The 14206-nt window shown below is 42.6% G+C and carries 10 protein-coding genes; 5 read left to right on the top strand and 5 right to left on the bottom strand.

Features of this window, described 5'->3' with window-relative positions; genetic code table 11:
- The first annotated feature begins 100 nt into the window (after positions 1-100).
- From GXP67_RS10515 to GXP67_RS10505, 3 genes are all read left to right on the top strand, one after another.
- Positions 101-580 (top strand): GNAT family N-acetyltransferase, encoded by a 480-nt coding sequence (locus GXP67_RS10515; protein ID WP_162443090.1) that lies wholly within the window; start codon positions 101-103, stop codon positions 578-580.
- A gap of 114 nt (positions 581-694) precedes the next feature.
- The gene (locus GXP67_RS10510) at positions 695-1936 is read left to right on the top strand and encodes a M16 family metallopeptidase (RefSeq protein WP_162443089.1); all 1242 of its coding nucleotides are present in this window, start codon (positions 695-697) and stop codon (positions 1934-1936) included.
- 336 nt (positions 1937-2272) lie between these two features.
- Positions 2273-2917 carry an O-methyltransferase gene (locus GXP67_RS10505; RefSeq protein ID WP_162443088.1) on the top strand — a complete coding sequence of 215 codons (645 nt, stop codon included), beginning with the start codon at positions 2273-2275 and terminating at the stop codon, positions 2915-2917.
- Positions 2918-2927: 10 nt separating this feature from the next.
- On the opposite strand, the gene GXP67_RS10500 is transcribed toward GXP67_RS10505, so the two are convergent.
- Entirely contained in the window at positions 2928-3869 is a 942-nt protein-coding gene (locus tag GXP67_RS10500) for an ADP-ribosylglycohydrolase family protein (RefSeq protein ID WP_162443087.1), read from the bottom strand.
- A gap of 159 nt (positions 3870-4028) precedes the next feature.
- Positions 4029-5426: an ATP-dependent protease ATPase subunit HslU gene (gene hslU, locus GXP67_RS10495; protein ID WP_197901676.1), complete on the bottom strand. Its 1398-nt coding sequence runs from the start codon at positions 5424-5426 to the stop codon at positions 4029-4031.
- A 588-nt stretch (positions 5427-6014) separates the two neighbouring features.
- On the opposite strand from hslU, the gene GXP67_RS10490 reads away from it, so the two are divergent.
- Both GXP67_RS10490 and GXP67_RS10485 read left to right on the top strand, forming a co-directional pair.
- Positions 6015-7760 carry a GMC family oxidoreductase gene (locus GXP67_RS10490; RefSeq protein WP_162443086.1) on the top strand — a complete coding sequence of 582 codons (1746 nt, stop codon included), beginning with the start codon at positions 6015-6017 and terminating at the stop codon, positions 7758-7760.
- 111 nt (positions 7761-7871) lie between these two features.
- Positions 7872-8489 carry a gluconate 2-dehydrogenase subunit 3 family protein gene (locus GXP67_RS10485; RefSeq protein ID WP_162443085.1) on the top strand — a complete coding sequence of 206 codons (618 nt, stop codon included), beginning with the start codon at positions 7872-7874 and terminating at the stop codon, positions 8487-8489.
- Between the two features lie 48 nt (positions 8490-8537).
- Here GXP67_RS10485 and GXP67_RS10480 read toward each other — a convergent pair whose 3' ends face one another.
- From GXP67_RS10480 to GXP67_RS10470, 3 genes are all read right to left on the bottom strand, one after another.
- Entirely contained in the window at positions 8538-8921 is a 384-nt protein-coding gene (locus GXP67_RS10480) for a hypothetical protein (protein WP_162443084.1), read from the bottom strand.
- 19 nt (positions 8922-8940) lie between these two features.
- On the bottom strand, positions 8941-11376 hold the full coding sequence (locus GXP67_RS10475; RefSeq protein ID WP_162443083.1) for an ABC transporter permease: 2436 nt from the start codon (positions 11374-11376) through the stop codon (positions 8941-8943).
- Between the two features lie 360 nt (positions 11377-11736).
- Positions 11737-14169 (bottom strand): ABC transporter permease, encoded by a 2433-nt coding sequence (locus tag GXP67_RS10470; RefSeq protein WP_162443082.1) that lies wholly within the window; start codon positions 14167-14169, stop codon positions 11737-11739.
- Positions 14170-14206: the final 37 nt, after the last annotated feature.

Genomic DNA, 14206 nt, shown 5'->3' with positions numbered 1-14206 from the left:
CGCTTATAAACCTCTGTAATGGATAATAAGCTTTGTTCGACTCTTTTCAACAATAAGCTCAATTTTCGCTACTGTTCCAGCATTTACTTCAACACTCTCTATGATCAAACTAATAAGAACCAATTCTGATAACCCCGATTTTGTAACCCTTGTCCGGTTACTGGATGCTGATCTTGCCAAGAGAGACGGCGATGAACATTCCTTCTACGCTCAGTTCAATAAAATTGCTAAAATTAAGTATGCGGTAGTAGCCTATGAAGGGGACAAACCTATGGGTTGCGGTGCTATCAAAGAATTTGCAACAGATGTGATGGAAGTGAAACGGATGTATGTATCACCGGAAGCCAGGAATAAAGGAATTGCTACACTGATTTTAACCGAACTCGAAAAATGGGCAGCCGAATTATCGTATACTAAGTGTGTGTTAGAAACAGGCAAAAGGCAGCCGGAAGCCATTGCACTTTATGAGAAGAATGGCTATAGGCAGATTCCTAATTATGGGCAATATACAGGCATTGAAAACAGTGTGTGCTTTGAGAAAGAACTTACTGGTAAACAGCAGATACAAGCCATCTCATAACAACACTTCCAAAACTACACTCTTTCCTGGGCAAGGCTTGGATTGTTTGCCGGGCAAAGGCACTAATTTGCTCTTTTTTGTGTATTTTTGTAAATAGAAAGCGAAACAGGAAGAATGGAAGAATACCAGTTATATACACTCCCCAACGGCATCCGTATTTTACATAAACAAGTTACTTATACTAAAATTGCGCACTGCGGCTTTGTTCTGGATATAGGCAGCCGGGACGAAAAACCTCACCAGCAAGGCATTGCCCACTTCTGGGAACACATGGCCTTTAAGGGAACCCGTAAACGCAGGTCTTTTCACATACTGAATCGGCTCGAATCGCTGGGTGGAGAATTGAATGCCTATACCACCAAAGAGAAAATATGTTTTCATGCCTCCGTGCTGGACCGCCATTTTGAGAAAGCCATAGAACTGCTCACCGACATTACCTTCGATTCTGTGTTTCCCGAAAGGCAGATTGAGAAAGAAAGAAATGTGATTCTGGAGGAAATGTCGATGTATTACGATTCTCCGGAAGATGCCATTCAGGACGAATTTGATAATGTGTTGTTTGGCGACCATTCCTTGGGCAATAATATTCTGGGAACCAGTGAAAGTGTGCGTTCTTTCCACAAAGAAGATTTCAAGCAGTTCATCCTGGAGAATCTGAATACCGGGCGAATTATTTTCTCGTCGGTAAGCAACCTGCCATTTAATAAAGTGGTAAAGCTGGCACAAAAGTATCTGTCTGACATTCCCGGTTTTTCTGCACATCCAGAACGTTTGCCTTTTAGCGGATACATTCCTAAAAAGCTTGCTAAATCTCGGGTGATTACACAAGCCCAATGTGCCATCGGCCGTACAGCTTATGCCTTAAACGACGAAAAACGCCTGCCTTTCTTTATGCTGGTAAATATTCTCGGCGGTCCTGGTATGAATTCAAGGTTGAATCTGGCCTTGCGTGAAAAACATGGGTTTGTTTATGCCATTGAAGCGAATTATACACCGTATGTAGACACCGGTTTTGTAGCAGTTTACTTTGGTACCGAAAAAAGACAGCTGAACAAAAGCATTGCTCTCACTTTAAAGGAAATGCGTACCCTGAAAGAGAAAAAGATGGGTGCTGTACAGTTACATACGGCTAAAGAGCAGTTGATGGGGCAACTGGCGATGTCGGAAGAGAGCAACCTCAACTTTATGCTGATGATGGGAAAAAGTATGCTCGATCTCGACCGTATCGACACCCTGCCGGAGATATTTGAAGACATCCGCCAGGTAACTGCTTCTGATCTACAAGACATTGCCAACGAAATGTTTAACGAAGACCAGCTAAGTATCCTTACTTATTTGCCAGATCAAGATTCGTGAAATAAGTGATATAGCGTTTGATTATGTATTTGAGAGAGAATCATACGCACTATACTTTCAAAAAAAAATTTATAGACTCTGAAAGAGTGCGGTGGATGGTGCAGCAATAGCGCGGACTTTTTTGCTTTGTGCATAGGCCGGAGAATTGAGCGATGATTTTATCTGGCGCAAAAAAGTCTCTATTGGTGCTGCCTTTTTCTTTTGTTACTCGCGCACAAGGCTGGCTCAAACATTCGCATGTTTGCCCTCTTTTGGGCATGCAAAAGAAAAGTAGGACGGCGCAGGAGTACAACATACAAACTAGTTGAAAGAAACCATATTCTTAAACAGCTTTTTATGGAATTTTTAAGTGCTGCACTTAACCAATACGTAGAAGAACATACTTCTTCTGAGCCGCCAGTATTGCAAGAACTGAACCGTGATACCCATGCCCATGTACTCAAACCCCGTATGTTATCTGGTCATTTGCAGGGACGGCTACTATCTTTATTTTCGCATATGATGCGGCCCATGAATGTACTGGAAATAGGTACCTATACCGGTTATTCTGCTTTGTGCCTGGCTGAAGGCTTGCAGGAAGGTGGAAAGGTATATACCATTGATATCAATGAAGAACTGGAATCAAGAGTAAGGCAATATTTTGCTAAAGCCGGTGCCACCCATCAGATAGAATACCGGATAGGCAACGCCCTGGATATTATTCCCTCCTTAGATATAATGTTCGATATGGTGTTTATTGATGCCGACAAGATAAATTACCAGCGGTATTACGATATGGTATTGAATAAGATAAGGCCCGGAGGAATTATTATTGCCGATAATGTACTCTGGAGCGGAAAAGTGGTAGCCGATACCATTAAAAAAGGCGATGCCGAGACTTATGCCATTCTTGCCTTTAATGCTGCAGTTCAGCAAGACGAACGGGTAGAAAATATATTATTGCCTGTTCGGGATGGACTGATGATAGTAAGGAAGAAGTGATTTCTTCTGCTTATTCTGCCTGTGCACTGTATTTCTGATCAAGTTTATTTGCAAGTGTAAGTATATCGTCTTTTCTGGCAATTACTTCGGTCCATTCTTTGGGTATAGCTTCCAGCCCATAATATAAACCTGCCAGACCACCAGTTACGCAACCGGTTGTATCTGTATCTTCTCCCAGATTTACTGCTTTCAACACAGCATCTGTGTAAGAATCTGTTGTAAGGAAACACCAGAGCGAAGCTTCCAGGGTATGGATTACATAGCCACTTCCGCTGATTTCAGCAGGAAAATAAGATTCAATATTATGGAGGAGAATTCTATCAAAGCGTTTCCTTTCAGAATAGGAAATCTTAATGAAACTATTTACTGACTCTTGCATCTGCTTATATGCTTCTTTTTTATCCAGACCTTTCAAAAGCAGTATGGCATATTCAATATAAATAAAACAGCATATGATAGATCGAAAGTGTGCATGAGTAACAGATGAAACTTCTTTTACTGTTTGATATCGTTCTTCAATAGGTTTATTTATTAAGTAAAAAGCCAAAGGTAGGATACGCATCAGCGAACCATTTCCATTGGAATCCTCTTCGAAATCTCCGGAATACAGCGGACTTTCATCATTCTTTAACCTTTGTATTGCACGATAGGTAGTACCACCTATATCAAATACTTTTCCATGCGCTGTCCAATGATTCTGAGTATACCATCTTACCATTGTATAAGCGATATTATTCAGATTGTATCCATTACATAAACTTTCAGCCAGACATAGAGCCAGTGAACTGTCATCTGACCAGGTTCCGGCAGGCTGATTGTGGGTACCATAGCCCTGCATGCCGGTTACCGGATTCGCTGTCAAAACACTTCTGCTTTTAAATTCTACCGGTACGCCCAATGCATCCCCTACACATAATCCCATTAATATATCTAATACTTTATTTGGATGCATGTGAAGTTTTTATCAGAAAAGCTATGTTTGGTAAAGGTAAATTCTCCCCTAACAAGGGGAGCCAGAGGGGTGTGTTGTTTACAAAAATTTCAAAATGCAATCAGCTAATACACCTCCCTGGCCCTCCTTATTAGGAGGGATATTTAAAAATTAAACGCCTTACAAAATATACTGGCTCAGATCCCGGTTTTTCACAAGACTGGATAAGCGTTGATCTACCAGTTCAGGCGTGATTACAATTTTAGCATTGGCGCTGATCACATCCGGAATATCGAACAGGAAGTCGTTGAGCAGGTGGCTCATGACTGTATGTAGCCTGCGGGCACCGATATTTTCTACTTCTGAGTTAATGTGGAAAGCAATTTCTGCAATTTTTGCCAGAGCTTCATCCTGAAAAGTAAGTTCTACGCCTTCCGCCATTAACAACGATTCATACTGCTTGGTCAGGGCATTTTTCGGCTCTTTCAGAATATGGTAAAAATCGTCTTTGGTGAGGCTTTGCAGCTCTACCCGGATCGGGAAACGGCCTTGTAACTCGGGAATCAGGTCGGAAGGTTTGGATATATGAAAAGCACCAGCGGCAATAAACAGCACATGGTCTGTATTGATTACCCCATATTTGGTGTTTACGGTACTTCCTTCCACAATCGGTAACAGATCCCGTTGCACTCCTTCGCGGCTTACATCTGGCCCACCGCCACCGCCTTTACGGGATGTAGCGATTTTGTCAATTTCATCGATGAAAATAATGCCACTGTCTTCTGCCTTCCGGATGGCTTCCTCTTTTACTTCGTCCATATCTATGAGCTTGGCAGATTCTTCTTCAAACAGAATTTTACGGGCTTCGCCAATGGTTACTTTGCGTTTTTTGGTTTTCTTGGGCAACATTCCCCCAATCATTTCCTGCAAATTGGCCATCGTCATTTCGTCGATACCTGGGCCAACCATTCCCACATTACTCCCGGCACTGTGCTGAATGCTGATCTCAATTTTGCGGTCTTCCATCTCACCATTGCGGATTTTCTCCCGGAAACGTTCTCTGGTCCGTTCATTCAGTTCCTCATCATTGTCGGGCATTGTATTGTTGTCATAAGAAAATCCAGAAGAGGAACTTCCCGCTTTGCGTACCGGTGGAATCAGGGCATCGAGAATAATATCTTCTACGGCCTGGTTGGCACGGGCTTTTACGCCTTCCTTTTTATTCGCTTTCACCAGATGTACTGCCTGTTCTACCAGATCCCTCACCATGCTTTCTACATCTCGGCCTACATACCCTACTTCCGTAAACTTAGATGCTTCTACTTTTGTAAAAGGGGCATCTGCAATTTTTGCCAGCCGGCGGGCTATCTCTGTTTTACCTACCCCGGTAGCCCCGATCATTAAAATATTATTGGGTACAATCTCCTGGCGCATGTCCGTATTCGTGTTCATGCGGCGCCAGCGGTTCCGTAAGGCAATGGCCACATTCCGCTTGGCATCTTTCTGGCCCACAATGTATTTATCTAATTCGGCTACGATCTGTTTGGGAGTTAAATAGCTTAATTGATCTTGTATCATTATATAGAGGTTTAATGAAAAACAATTCTAATGGTGTATTCAAAGGGTATAACAAAATTTTACCCAATTCTAACGGTGTCAGGTGTAATATAGGGTGTAAACACAATTTTATTATTCATTGTTACCAATTGTAAGTCCGAATATGTGTATTTATAAAATTGGTCTGGCTTCTTACCACGTTGAAATAATTGCTAACACTGCCGCTCTGTCAGGTTGCAGGCTGGTTCTGGTTGCTGCCATTGTGGTTGTGTCAGCTTACTCTCTTGTGTTGGGCTATTACATTCCGGTTTTGCCTACTGGTAATATGGTTATGGCTATTCGCTTTATGGTTTAGCATTTTGCTAATATATTTCTGCTTTCTGTACAATCAGAAAACTTTTATTAACCTGAAATAGATAGATGCCCTCTTAGGACTGAGCAAGATGTATGGTGAATGAAGTATATAGTTACTGTAAAAACACAAAAACATATTGTATTCTTACCAGGATTTTCGTAACCTTAGCCTTTGGTTAAATCAGATTTTAAGAAGTTAACAGAACCAATTCTGCAGAAAGCAAAACCCTATATTTTACCATAATTTTTTTCACAATGAATGATGTTCAGATAAAGAAAGCGGCCAAGGTATACGATGTAATTATTGTCGGTTCAGGAGCTGGTGGTGGTATGGCCGCCTATCAGCTTTCCAAAGCGGGAGCCAATGTAGCCTTACTGGAGGCTGGCGGTTATTACGACCCGGCTGATGCCAAGTATATTACACAACTAAAGTGGCCCTACGATTCGCCCAGAAGAGGAGCTGGTACTACCCGTGCTTTCGGAGATTTTGATGCGGCCTGGGGTGGCTGGGAAATCGAAGGCGAACCCTATACCAATAAGCCAGGTTCAGAATTTGCATGGTTCCGTTCACGGATGCTGGGTGGCCGTACCAATCACTGGGGACGTATCTCCTTACGATTTGCCCCGGATGACTTTAAGCGCAAAAGTATGACCGGTATCGGCGAAGACTGGCCCATTGGCTATGACGATATAAGTCCCTATTACGACAAAATAGACCGGCTGATCGGGGTATTTGGTTCGAAGGAAGGCTTGCGCAACGAACCGGATGGCATATTTCTGCCGCCGCCTAAACCCCGTCTGCATGAACTGATGATTAAGAAGGCTGGTACCAAACTCAATATTCCGGTAATTCCTTCCAGGCTTTCGATTCTTACCCAGAAAATCAACGATGAGCGGGGTGCCTGTTTCTATTGTTCGCAATGCGGGAGAGGTTGCATGGCCTATGCTGATTTCTCTTCTTCATCAGTACTTGTAAAACCTGCCATTAAAACCGGTAATGTTACGCTGATCAATAATGCAATGGCCCGTGAAGTGCTTACCGATGCGGCTACTGGCAAAGCCAGTGGTGTATCGTATGTAAATACACTCACTTTAGAAGAAATAGCTATACAAGGTAAAGTAGTAGTGCTGGCGGCCAGTGCCTGCGAATCGTCACGTATCTTATTAAATTCTAAATCCTCCCGTTTCTCCAATGGCTTAGCCAATTCCAGTGGGGTAGTGGGTAAATACCTGAATGATTCTACCGGTGCTTCCCGCAGTGCCTTTGTGCCCAGCTTAATGGACCGCAAGCGTTATAATGAAGATGGGGTAGGCGGTATGCACGTATTTACGCCATGGTGGATGGATAATAGTAAACTCGATTTCCCACGTGGCTATCATATCGAATACTGGGGAGGCATGGGAATGCCAGCCTATGGATTCGGATGGGGAATTGAAGGCCTGAATGGTAAAATTCCAGGACGTGATGGTAAAATGAAACCTGCCGGTGGGTATGGTGCCGGTCTGAAAGACGATTTCCGCCGTTTCTATGGAGCGTATGTAGGCATGGCCGGTAGAGGAGAGCCTGTGCCATTGGAAAGCAATTACTGCGAAATCGATCCGAATGTGGTGGATAAATATGGTATTCCGGTGTTGCGTTTCAATTACAAATGGTCGGAGCATGAGATCAAACAGGCCAAACACATGCAGGATACTTTTGAGCAGATCATCCATGAAATGGGAGGTATTGCCTTAGGCAGCAAACCTGGTCCTGAAAACAATTATGGGCTTGCCGAACCAGGTAAAATCATCCATGAAATTGGTACTGTGCGCATGGGCAGTGATCCTAAGACTTCTGCCTTGAATAAATTCCAGCAGGCACATGATGTGAAAAACCTGTTTGTAGTAGATGCCGGTGCCTTCCCGTCACAAGGCGATAAAAACGTAACCTGGACGATTCTGGCTTGTTCGATGCGTACTTCTGATTACATCATGGAGCAGGCTAAACAGAATAATTTGTAAACTGATTCTTCTACAGTCTGATGAAAGTAGTTACTAATATGTAACTACTTTCATCAGACTGTAGAATGGATCTTGAAACAATTTTTTCAAAGAAACAAAATACGATTTATAATGAAACGCAGAGATACTTTAAAGGCCATAACCCTGAGTTCACTCGGACTGGCTGGCCTGAACCCTCAGGTAGCTGTTGCCGAAAATATACCTGATACGCCGGTTACTATTCCCGGGGGCCGGCAGAAGTTTGAAGCTGAACGGGACGAAAAACTCAAGAAAGAGAAATTTTTCACCGCACATGAGTTGCAAACTGTAACCGTTTTGGGTGATATTATTATCCCTAAAGATGAAAAGTCTGGAAGTGCTTCACAAGCTGGCGTACCAGCTTTTATTGAGTTTATGATGAAAGATGTACCCCGCAATCAGACACCTATGCGGGGTGGTATCCGCTGGCTGGACAACCAGTGCAAAAAACGCTATAACAATCCATTTGTTAAGTGTACCCAAGCCCAGCAGATTGAAATCGTTGATATGATCGCGTATCCGGAACAAGCTAAACCTGACATGACCCAGGGCGTTGCTTTTTTCAGTATGATGCGTGGTTTTGTAGCTACTGGTTTTTATACCAGCCAAATGGGTATTAAAGACATCGGTTATATGGGCAATACACCTAACCAGTGGCAAGGGGTACCCGAAGATGTACTCAAGCAGTATGGCCTGAGCTATGAGAGTTAATAATAAAACATACCGTTAACAGATAGCCGGAGCTAACCTCCGGCTTTTTTATTTCCTGACCCCTTTTAGCTCGTTGCCTTCCAGCAAAATGGTTATCTCTGTAAATGTACTGTCAGCGGTGGGAATAAAAGTGATTTTGGCATTGAAAGCTGGTATAGAAAAGGTATGTTCTTTTTCGGGAAATATTTCTACTACCCTTTCGCCGGTAGCCTGTGCAAAAAGCTTCCCATTTTCGGTGGTAATGGCTACTTCATTAAAACTGGCTTGCTGCATTTGAAAGGTACCCGTATACTTTTCGTATGCTCCGGACGAAATACCCGAAACTGCTGGTGCAACGGTAGCAGCCATCGTTTGGGATTCATATATCTGTTTTTCAGAACAACCAGCAGCTATTCCCAATAGAAGCAGGCAAGAAAATAATAATGTTCTCATATAGATTTTGATTTCAAACTCATTCATAGCGAAGGGATTGAATAGGATTCGATCTGGCTGTACGGATGGTTTGCAGGCTGATGGTAAGCAGGGCAATGCATAGAATAAATAGTGCTGGTATGATAAATAACCACCAGCTTAATCCGATGCGGAAGGGATAATTTTGCAGCCACCAGTGCATTCCCATGTATGCCAGAGGCCAGGCAATTACATTAGCCAGTAAAACCAGCCGGACGAAATCCTTGGAGAGCAGAATAAGAATGCTGGAAACTGAAGCACCTAACACCTTTCGAATCCCAATTTCTTTGGTGCGTTGCGAAATAGTAAACGAAGCTAATCCAAATAAACCCAGACAAGCTACTAGTATAGCCAAAGCGGCAAACAAGCTGAATACTTTACCAAATTGCTGGTCAGTCTGGTATTTCTGGTTAAAAAACTCATCTAAAAAGAAATATTCGAATGGATTGCCCGGAAAAAGTACGTCATATTTTTGCTTGGCTTTGGAAATTACCTCAGCAAGGGTTTGAGCAGGTGTATCACTACTGTTGATTCGTAGGGTAAAATAATTAGCCCAGTTACTGGGGAAAATAATAATGGCTTCCAGGTTAGTCTTCAGCGATTCGTGGTGATAATCCTGTACTACGCCCACAATCCGGCCTTCTTTATTTTCGCCATTATACAAATACTGGTTAATGGCATCTTGATTCGAAGCAAAACCTAATTGCTTTAAGGCCGTCTGGTTAATAATAACTTCTTTATCCGCTCCATCTGTATTTCTGGCAGGCGAAAAATTACGGCCAGCCAACAGTTGTATCTGGTACGTTTCCAGAAAGTCGTTGTTGATATAAAACACATTGTACTTATTGGCAGGATTTTCCGGATCACTCTGCCTTCTGAAACCACTGGAATACCAGTTATATCCAATTCCCGGAATCGTTTGAGAAGCTGTGATGGCTTGTACAGCCGGATATTGCTTCATGTCATTTTTATATACCTCTACATTCTCAACAAATTTCAGTTCTTCGCCCTGGATCACTGGCGCTTTGATCACCAATAGATGCGAAATATTCATGCCCAGGTCTTTGTTGCGCATATAATCCAGCTGGCTGTAAACCGTAAACGTGCCAATGATTAGAGCTACAGAAGCAGCAAATTGAAAAGTAACCAGTGATTTCCGGAGAAAAGCACCTTTGAAACTTCCTGTTAACCGGCCTTTTAGTACAACTGCCGGCCTGAAAGAAGATAATATAAAGGCCGGATATAAACCTGATACACCTGCGCCTGCCATAAAAATAAGGAGTATCGCAGCCCAAACAAAATGAGTACGCAACAGCAGAATAGTAAGCGGCTTACCTGTTAGCTCATTAAACAGCGGCTGAGATAATTGAACGATGGTGAGGGATAAAATAATGGCTATAATATTTAAAAACAAAGCCTCATACATAAACTGGATTATGAGCTGCCATTGTGTAGAGCCGGAAACCTTGCGTATGCCTACTTCTTTGGCCCGGTCGATGGCTCTTGCCGTAGAGAGATTGATATAATTGATCCAGGCGATGAGTAAGATGAAAAAGGCGATGGTCGTAAGGAAATAGACTAGTTTTATGTTTCCGTTGGTTGAAGCTTCCGCTTGCAGATCAGAGTAGAGGTGTATACCAGGCATGCGTTGTAAGGCAAGTTTGCTTTTTTCGGAGCCGCCATATTTTTGAATGAGTGCCGGAAATTTATTAGCCATTTGCTGGGGAATGGCATTATTGGCTAATTGTACATAGGTGTAAAAGGACGTCCAGTTCCAGTTATCCAGCTTTGCCCAGAACTGGTCAGTTTTGCTCAGGGTAGCCATCGAAAACAAGGCATCAAACTGCAAATGTGAATTTTGTGGGATGTTGGATAGAACGCCAGTAACTGTACATTCATGCTTGCCAAACTGATCATACAGCGTAATTACTTTACCAGTGGCTTGAACAGAACCAAAGTATTTTTTTGCAAAAGCCTGAGAAAGTACGGCCATATTTGGTTGTTGCAGCACACCTGTTCCTGTATTTGCTGCAAGCGAATAAGAAAACATGTCCAGGAAAGTTGAATCTACATACGCTAGTTTATCCTCGTGGTACGAAGCTAATTTTCCGGTTTGATGCTGTGTGATGGTTACTACGCCTCCAGTATACAAAAAACGGGTATAGTTGGCCACTTCCGGAAATTCTGCTTTGAGCGAAGGTCCCAGGGGAGCATTGGCAGTGGCTACATAGGTTTCGCTTTCTTCCGGCTGGGTGATCACCCGGTAAATCTGGCCGCCTTTGCTATGGAACTGGTCATAGCTGGTTTCAAATATGATGTATTCCAGAATCAGAAGGCAGGCCGCCATACCGATGGCCAGACCCATCATATTGATAAAGGAAAAAACTTTATTCTTGCGTATATTTCTCCAGGCGATAATAAGGTAGTTGTGTATCATAAGAGTGAATGTAGTCGGATTATTTTATGGGATCCGGATTTACAGAATTAAGAAATTGACAAGCTTCTTCTTTCAATATATTCGTTCTTATTCCTGGTTTATCCGATAAAGCCTGGTTTCGATTAATCTTTCTATAATAATGCCATAGAGTATTGATGTTGATTATCAATATGTTGCTGTTTTATAGATAGTTAATTGCTTTGTTTTTTGTTTCAAAATGAAACAGCTAATTGTGTCAAAATAAAACATATACTTTGTATGACACCAAGATTATATACACCTCAGGATGATCAGAGTTCTTCTATGGGTATATTTCATCCTGATCAGCAGAATAATCCATGTAATTTGCGGTCAGGCAGGCTATTCATAGCGCAGGCTTCTCACTGGATTGGTTTGGGCGGCTTTTATAGTTTGAATACTTACTGTAAACAAAGCAATGGCACATACCAGAACACTAGGCAGCAGCAGCAACCAGACACTAGGTGTAATATGGAAAGCGTAATTCTCCAGCCAAAGACTAATTCCCCAATAAGCCAGAGGCCATGCAATCAGGTTAGCGACCAGAATCAGCCCGATAAACTCTCTGGAAAGCAGGATTACAATATTTGAAACCGAAGCACCTAATACTTTGCGTACACCGATTTCTTTGGTCCGTTGCAGTGTGGCAAAAGAAGCTAAGCCTAATAAACCCAGGCAGGCCACAAAAATCGCCAGACTTGAAAACAAGCTGAACACTTTTCCAAATTGCCTGTCGGCCTGGTATTGCTGGTTGAAGAAATCGTCGAGGAAAAAGTAATCGAAAGGATTGCCTGGAAATACCCTCTCAAACTGAGTTTTAATATAGGCAATGGTTTCTTGCAGATCAGCAGCATTTAGTTTTACCTCATAATAATTATTAAACCATACTTCCTGATAAGTAAAGATCAGGGGACGGTGCCGGTTCTGCAGGGATTGCTGGTGGAAGTTTTTTACGACTCCAATAATGCGGTGCTTAAACTGGAAATCATCAGAAATAATCACTTCATTTAGTGCTTGCTGGGGAGAAGTAAATCCAAATGCTTGTAAGGCCGCTTCGTTAATGACAACAGATTCCTGGTTTGTAGCAATAGTAGGGGAAAAGAACCGTCCAGCCAGTAATTGCAGATCCAAGGTACGGGCAAAATCATGATCGGCGCTCATCACCGAGAAATCATTCGCCTGTGTAAAAGCTGTTCCTGCCCGGCGGAAATCGTTGGTCGCCCAGGTAATAGCTTCCCCAGGAATACTGCTCGAGGTAGTAACTGCTTGTATGGATGAATGTTTCTGCAATAATTCTTTGAGTGTTCTGGTGGATTGTACCAGATCAGTATCTTTCGGAAATACATTCTGGCTTTTAAACACCAATACCTGATCCAGGTTCAGACCCAGATCTACCTGCTGCATATATTGCAATTGCCTGTAAATCGCTAGTGTGCCAGATATGAGTAATACAGATAAGGTAAACTGTACAATAACCAGGCTTTTTCGCAAATAAATCCCCTGCCGAGTTCTGGCTATGTTCCCTTTAAGTACCGTAATTGGCCGGAAGGAAGACAATATAAAAGCCGGATACAGGCCTGAAAGTACACTGCCCACCATGAGTAACAGCAGTAAACCTGTCCAGAAGGAATAAGAATATGCCAGGGTGAACATCTTTTGCCCGGTCAGCTGGCCAAATAGAGGCTGCAAGACTTGCACCAGAGATAAAGCAATAATTAACGCTGCTGCGTTGAGCAAAAATGACTCAGTCAAAAATTGCAGCATGAGTTGATTTCTGTGTGAACCAATCACTTTCCGGATACCGACTTCTTTGGCTCTTTCCATGGCTTTGGCTGTGGTCATATTAATGTAATTGGCCCAGGCGATAATGAGGATGATCACAGCAATTCCGGCAAGCAGATACACAGACGTATAATTTCCATTGGGTTTCGCTTCAAATTTCAGGTTAGAAAACAGGTGAATATCTTTCAGGGCTTGCAAAGATAATTGCCAGCTTACGTTGGTTCCGGCTAATGCTTCGCCTTTATAAGTTTGTATCAGGCCAGGAAACTTATTTTCAACATTCAGCTTTTCTACGCCGGGTTTGAGCAATACATAGGTTAAAAAAGCATTCCAGTTCCAGCTGGTTTGGGCGCCTTTGTCTAGTGTAACCAGGGTAGAGTAGGAGAGTAATACTTTACAGTCCAGGTGCGAATTGGCCGGCATATCTTCCATAACACCGCTGATTGTATAAAGCCCCTTGCCCTGATTAGTATATACCATCATTTGTTTGCCCAGCGCATTTTCGCCTCTGAAATATTTTTTAGCCGTAGACTCGCTAAGTACCATATGCCTGGGAGAAGTTAAGGCCGTTTGGGGATTACCAGAAATCAGTTTGTAGGAAAACATGTTAAAGAAAGTCGCATCTGCCATGAATACATTCTTTTGTGAGAGTACCAGGTCTTTGTAAGTGAAAATGTAATTCCAGTGATCCATGTCGCACAGGCGTACTATTTCTTCCACTTCCGGAAATTCCCGTTTCATTGCCGGACCTACGCCGGGCGAACTGCCTGCACTGCTATGGCCAACTACGCCATTATGGCTTTCATCAAAACGAACCCGGTAAATTCTATCTCCTTTTGTATGAAAATCATCGAAACTCATTTCAACACTCACATATTGCAGAATGAGCAAACAAGCCGACATGCCAATAGCCAGTCCGGAAATATTGAGCAGCGAAAATACTTTATGCCGGAGCAAATTCCGGTAGGCGATAGTGAGGTAATTACGAAGCATATCTTTTTGAAGTTATAATTTGTAAATATTGTCTGGC

Source organism: Rhodocytophaga rosea (assembly GCF_010119975.1).
In the GTDB taxonomy this organism is placed as follows: Bacteria; Bacteroidota; Bacteroidia; order Cytophagales; family 172606-1; genus Rhodocytophaga; species Rhodocytophaga rosea.
Note: the sequence above shows the minus strand (reverse complement) of the source record. Positions and strands in the feature narration are given on the sequence as shown.

Excerpts from the sequence above, each read along its gene's own strand:
- GXP67_RS10505 (WP_162443088.1), top strand. The coding sequence starts at position 2,273 with ATGGAATTTTTAAGTGCTGCACTTAACCAATACGTAGAAGAACATACT.
- GXP67_RS10475 (WP_162443083.1), bottom strand. The coding sequence starts at position 11,376 with ATGATACACAACTACCTTATTATCGCCTGGAGAAATATACGCAAGAAT.
- GXP67_RS10470 (WP_162443082.1), bottom strand. The coding sequence starts at position 14,169 with ATGCTTCGTAATTACCTCACTATCGCCTACCGGAATTTGCTCCGGCAT.
- GXP67_RS10480 (WP_162443084.1), bottom strand. The coding sequence starts at position 8,921 with ATGAGAACATTATTATTTTCTTGCCTGCTTCTATTGGGAATAGCTGCT.
- hslU (WP_197901676.1), bottom strand. The coding sequence starts at position 5,426 with ATGATACAAGATCAATTAAGCTATTTAACTCCCAAACAGATCGTAGCC.
- GXP67_RS10510 (WP_162443089.1), top strand. The coding sequence starts at position 695 with ATGGAAGAATACCAGTTATATACACTCCCCAACGGCATCCGTATTTTA.
- GXP67_RS10515 (WP_162443090.1), top strand. The coding sequence starts at position 101 with ATGATCAAACTAATAAGAACCAATTCTGATAACCCCGATTTTGTAACC.
- GXP67_RS10485 (WP_162443085.1), top strand. The coding sequence starts at position 7,872 with ATGAAACGCAGAGATACTTTAAAGGCCATAACCCTGAGTTCACTCGGA.
- GXP67_RS10500 (WP_162443087.1), bottom strand. The coding sequence starts at position 3,869 with ATGCATCCAAATAAAGTATTAGATATATTAATGGGATTATGTGTAGGG.
- GXP67_RS10490 (WP_162443086.1), top strand. The coding sequence starts at position 6,015 with ATGAATGATGTTCAGATAAAGAAAGCGGCCAAGGTATACGATGTAATT.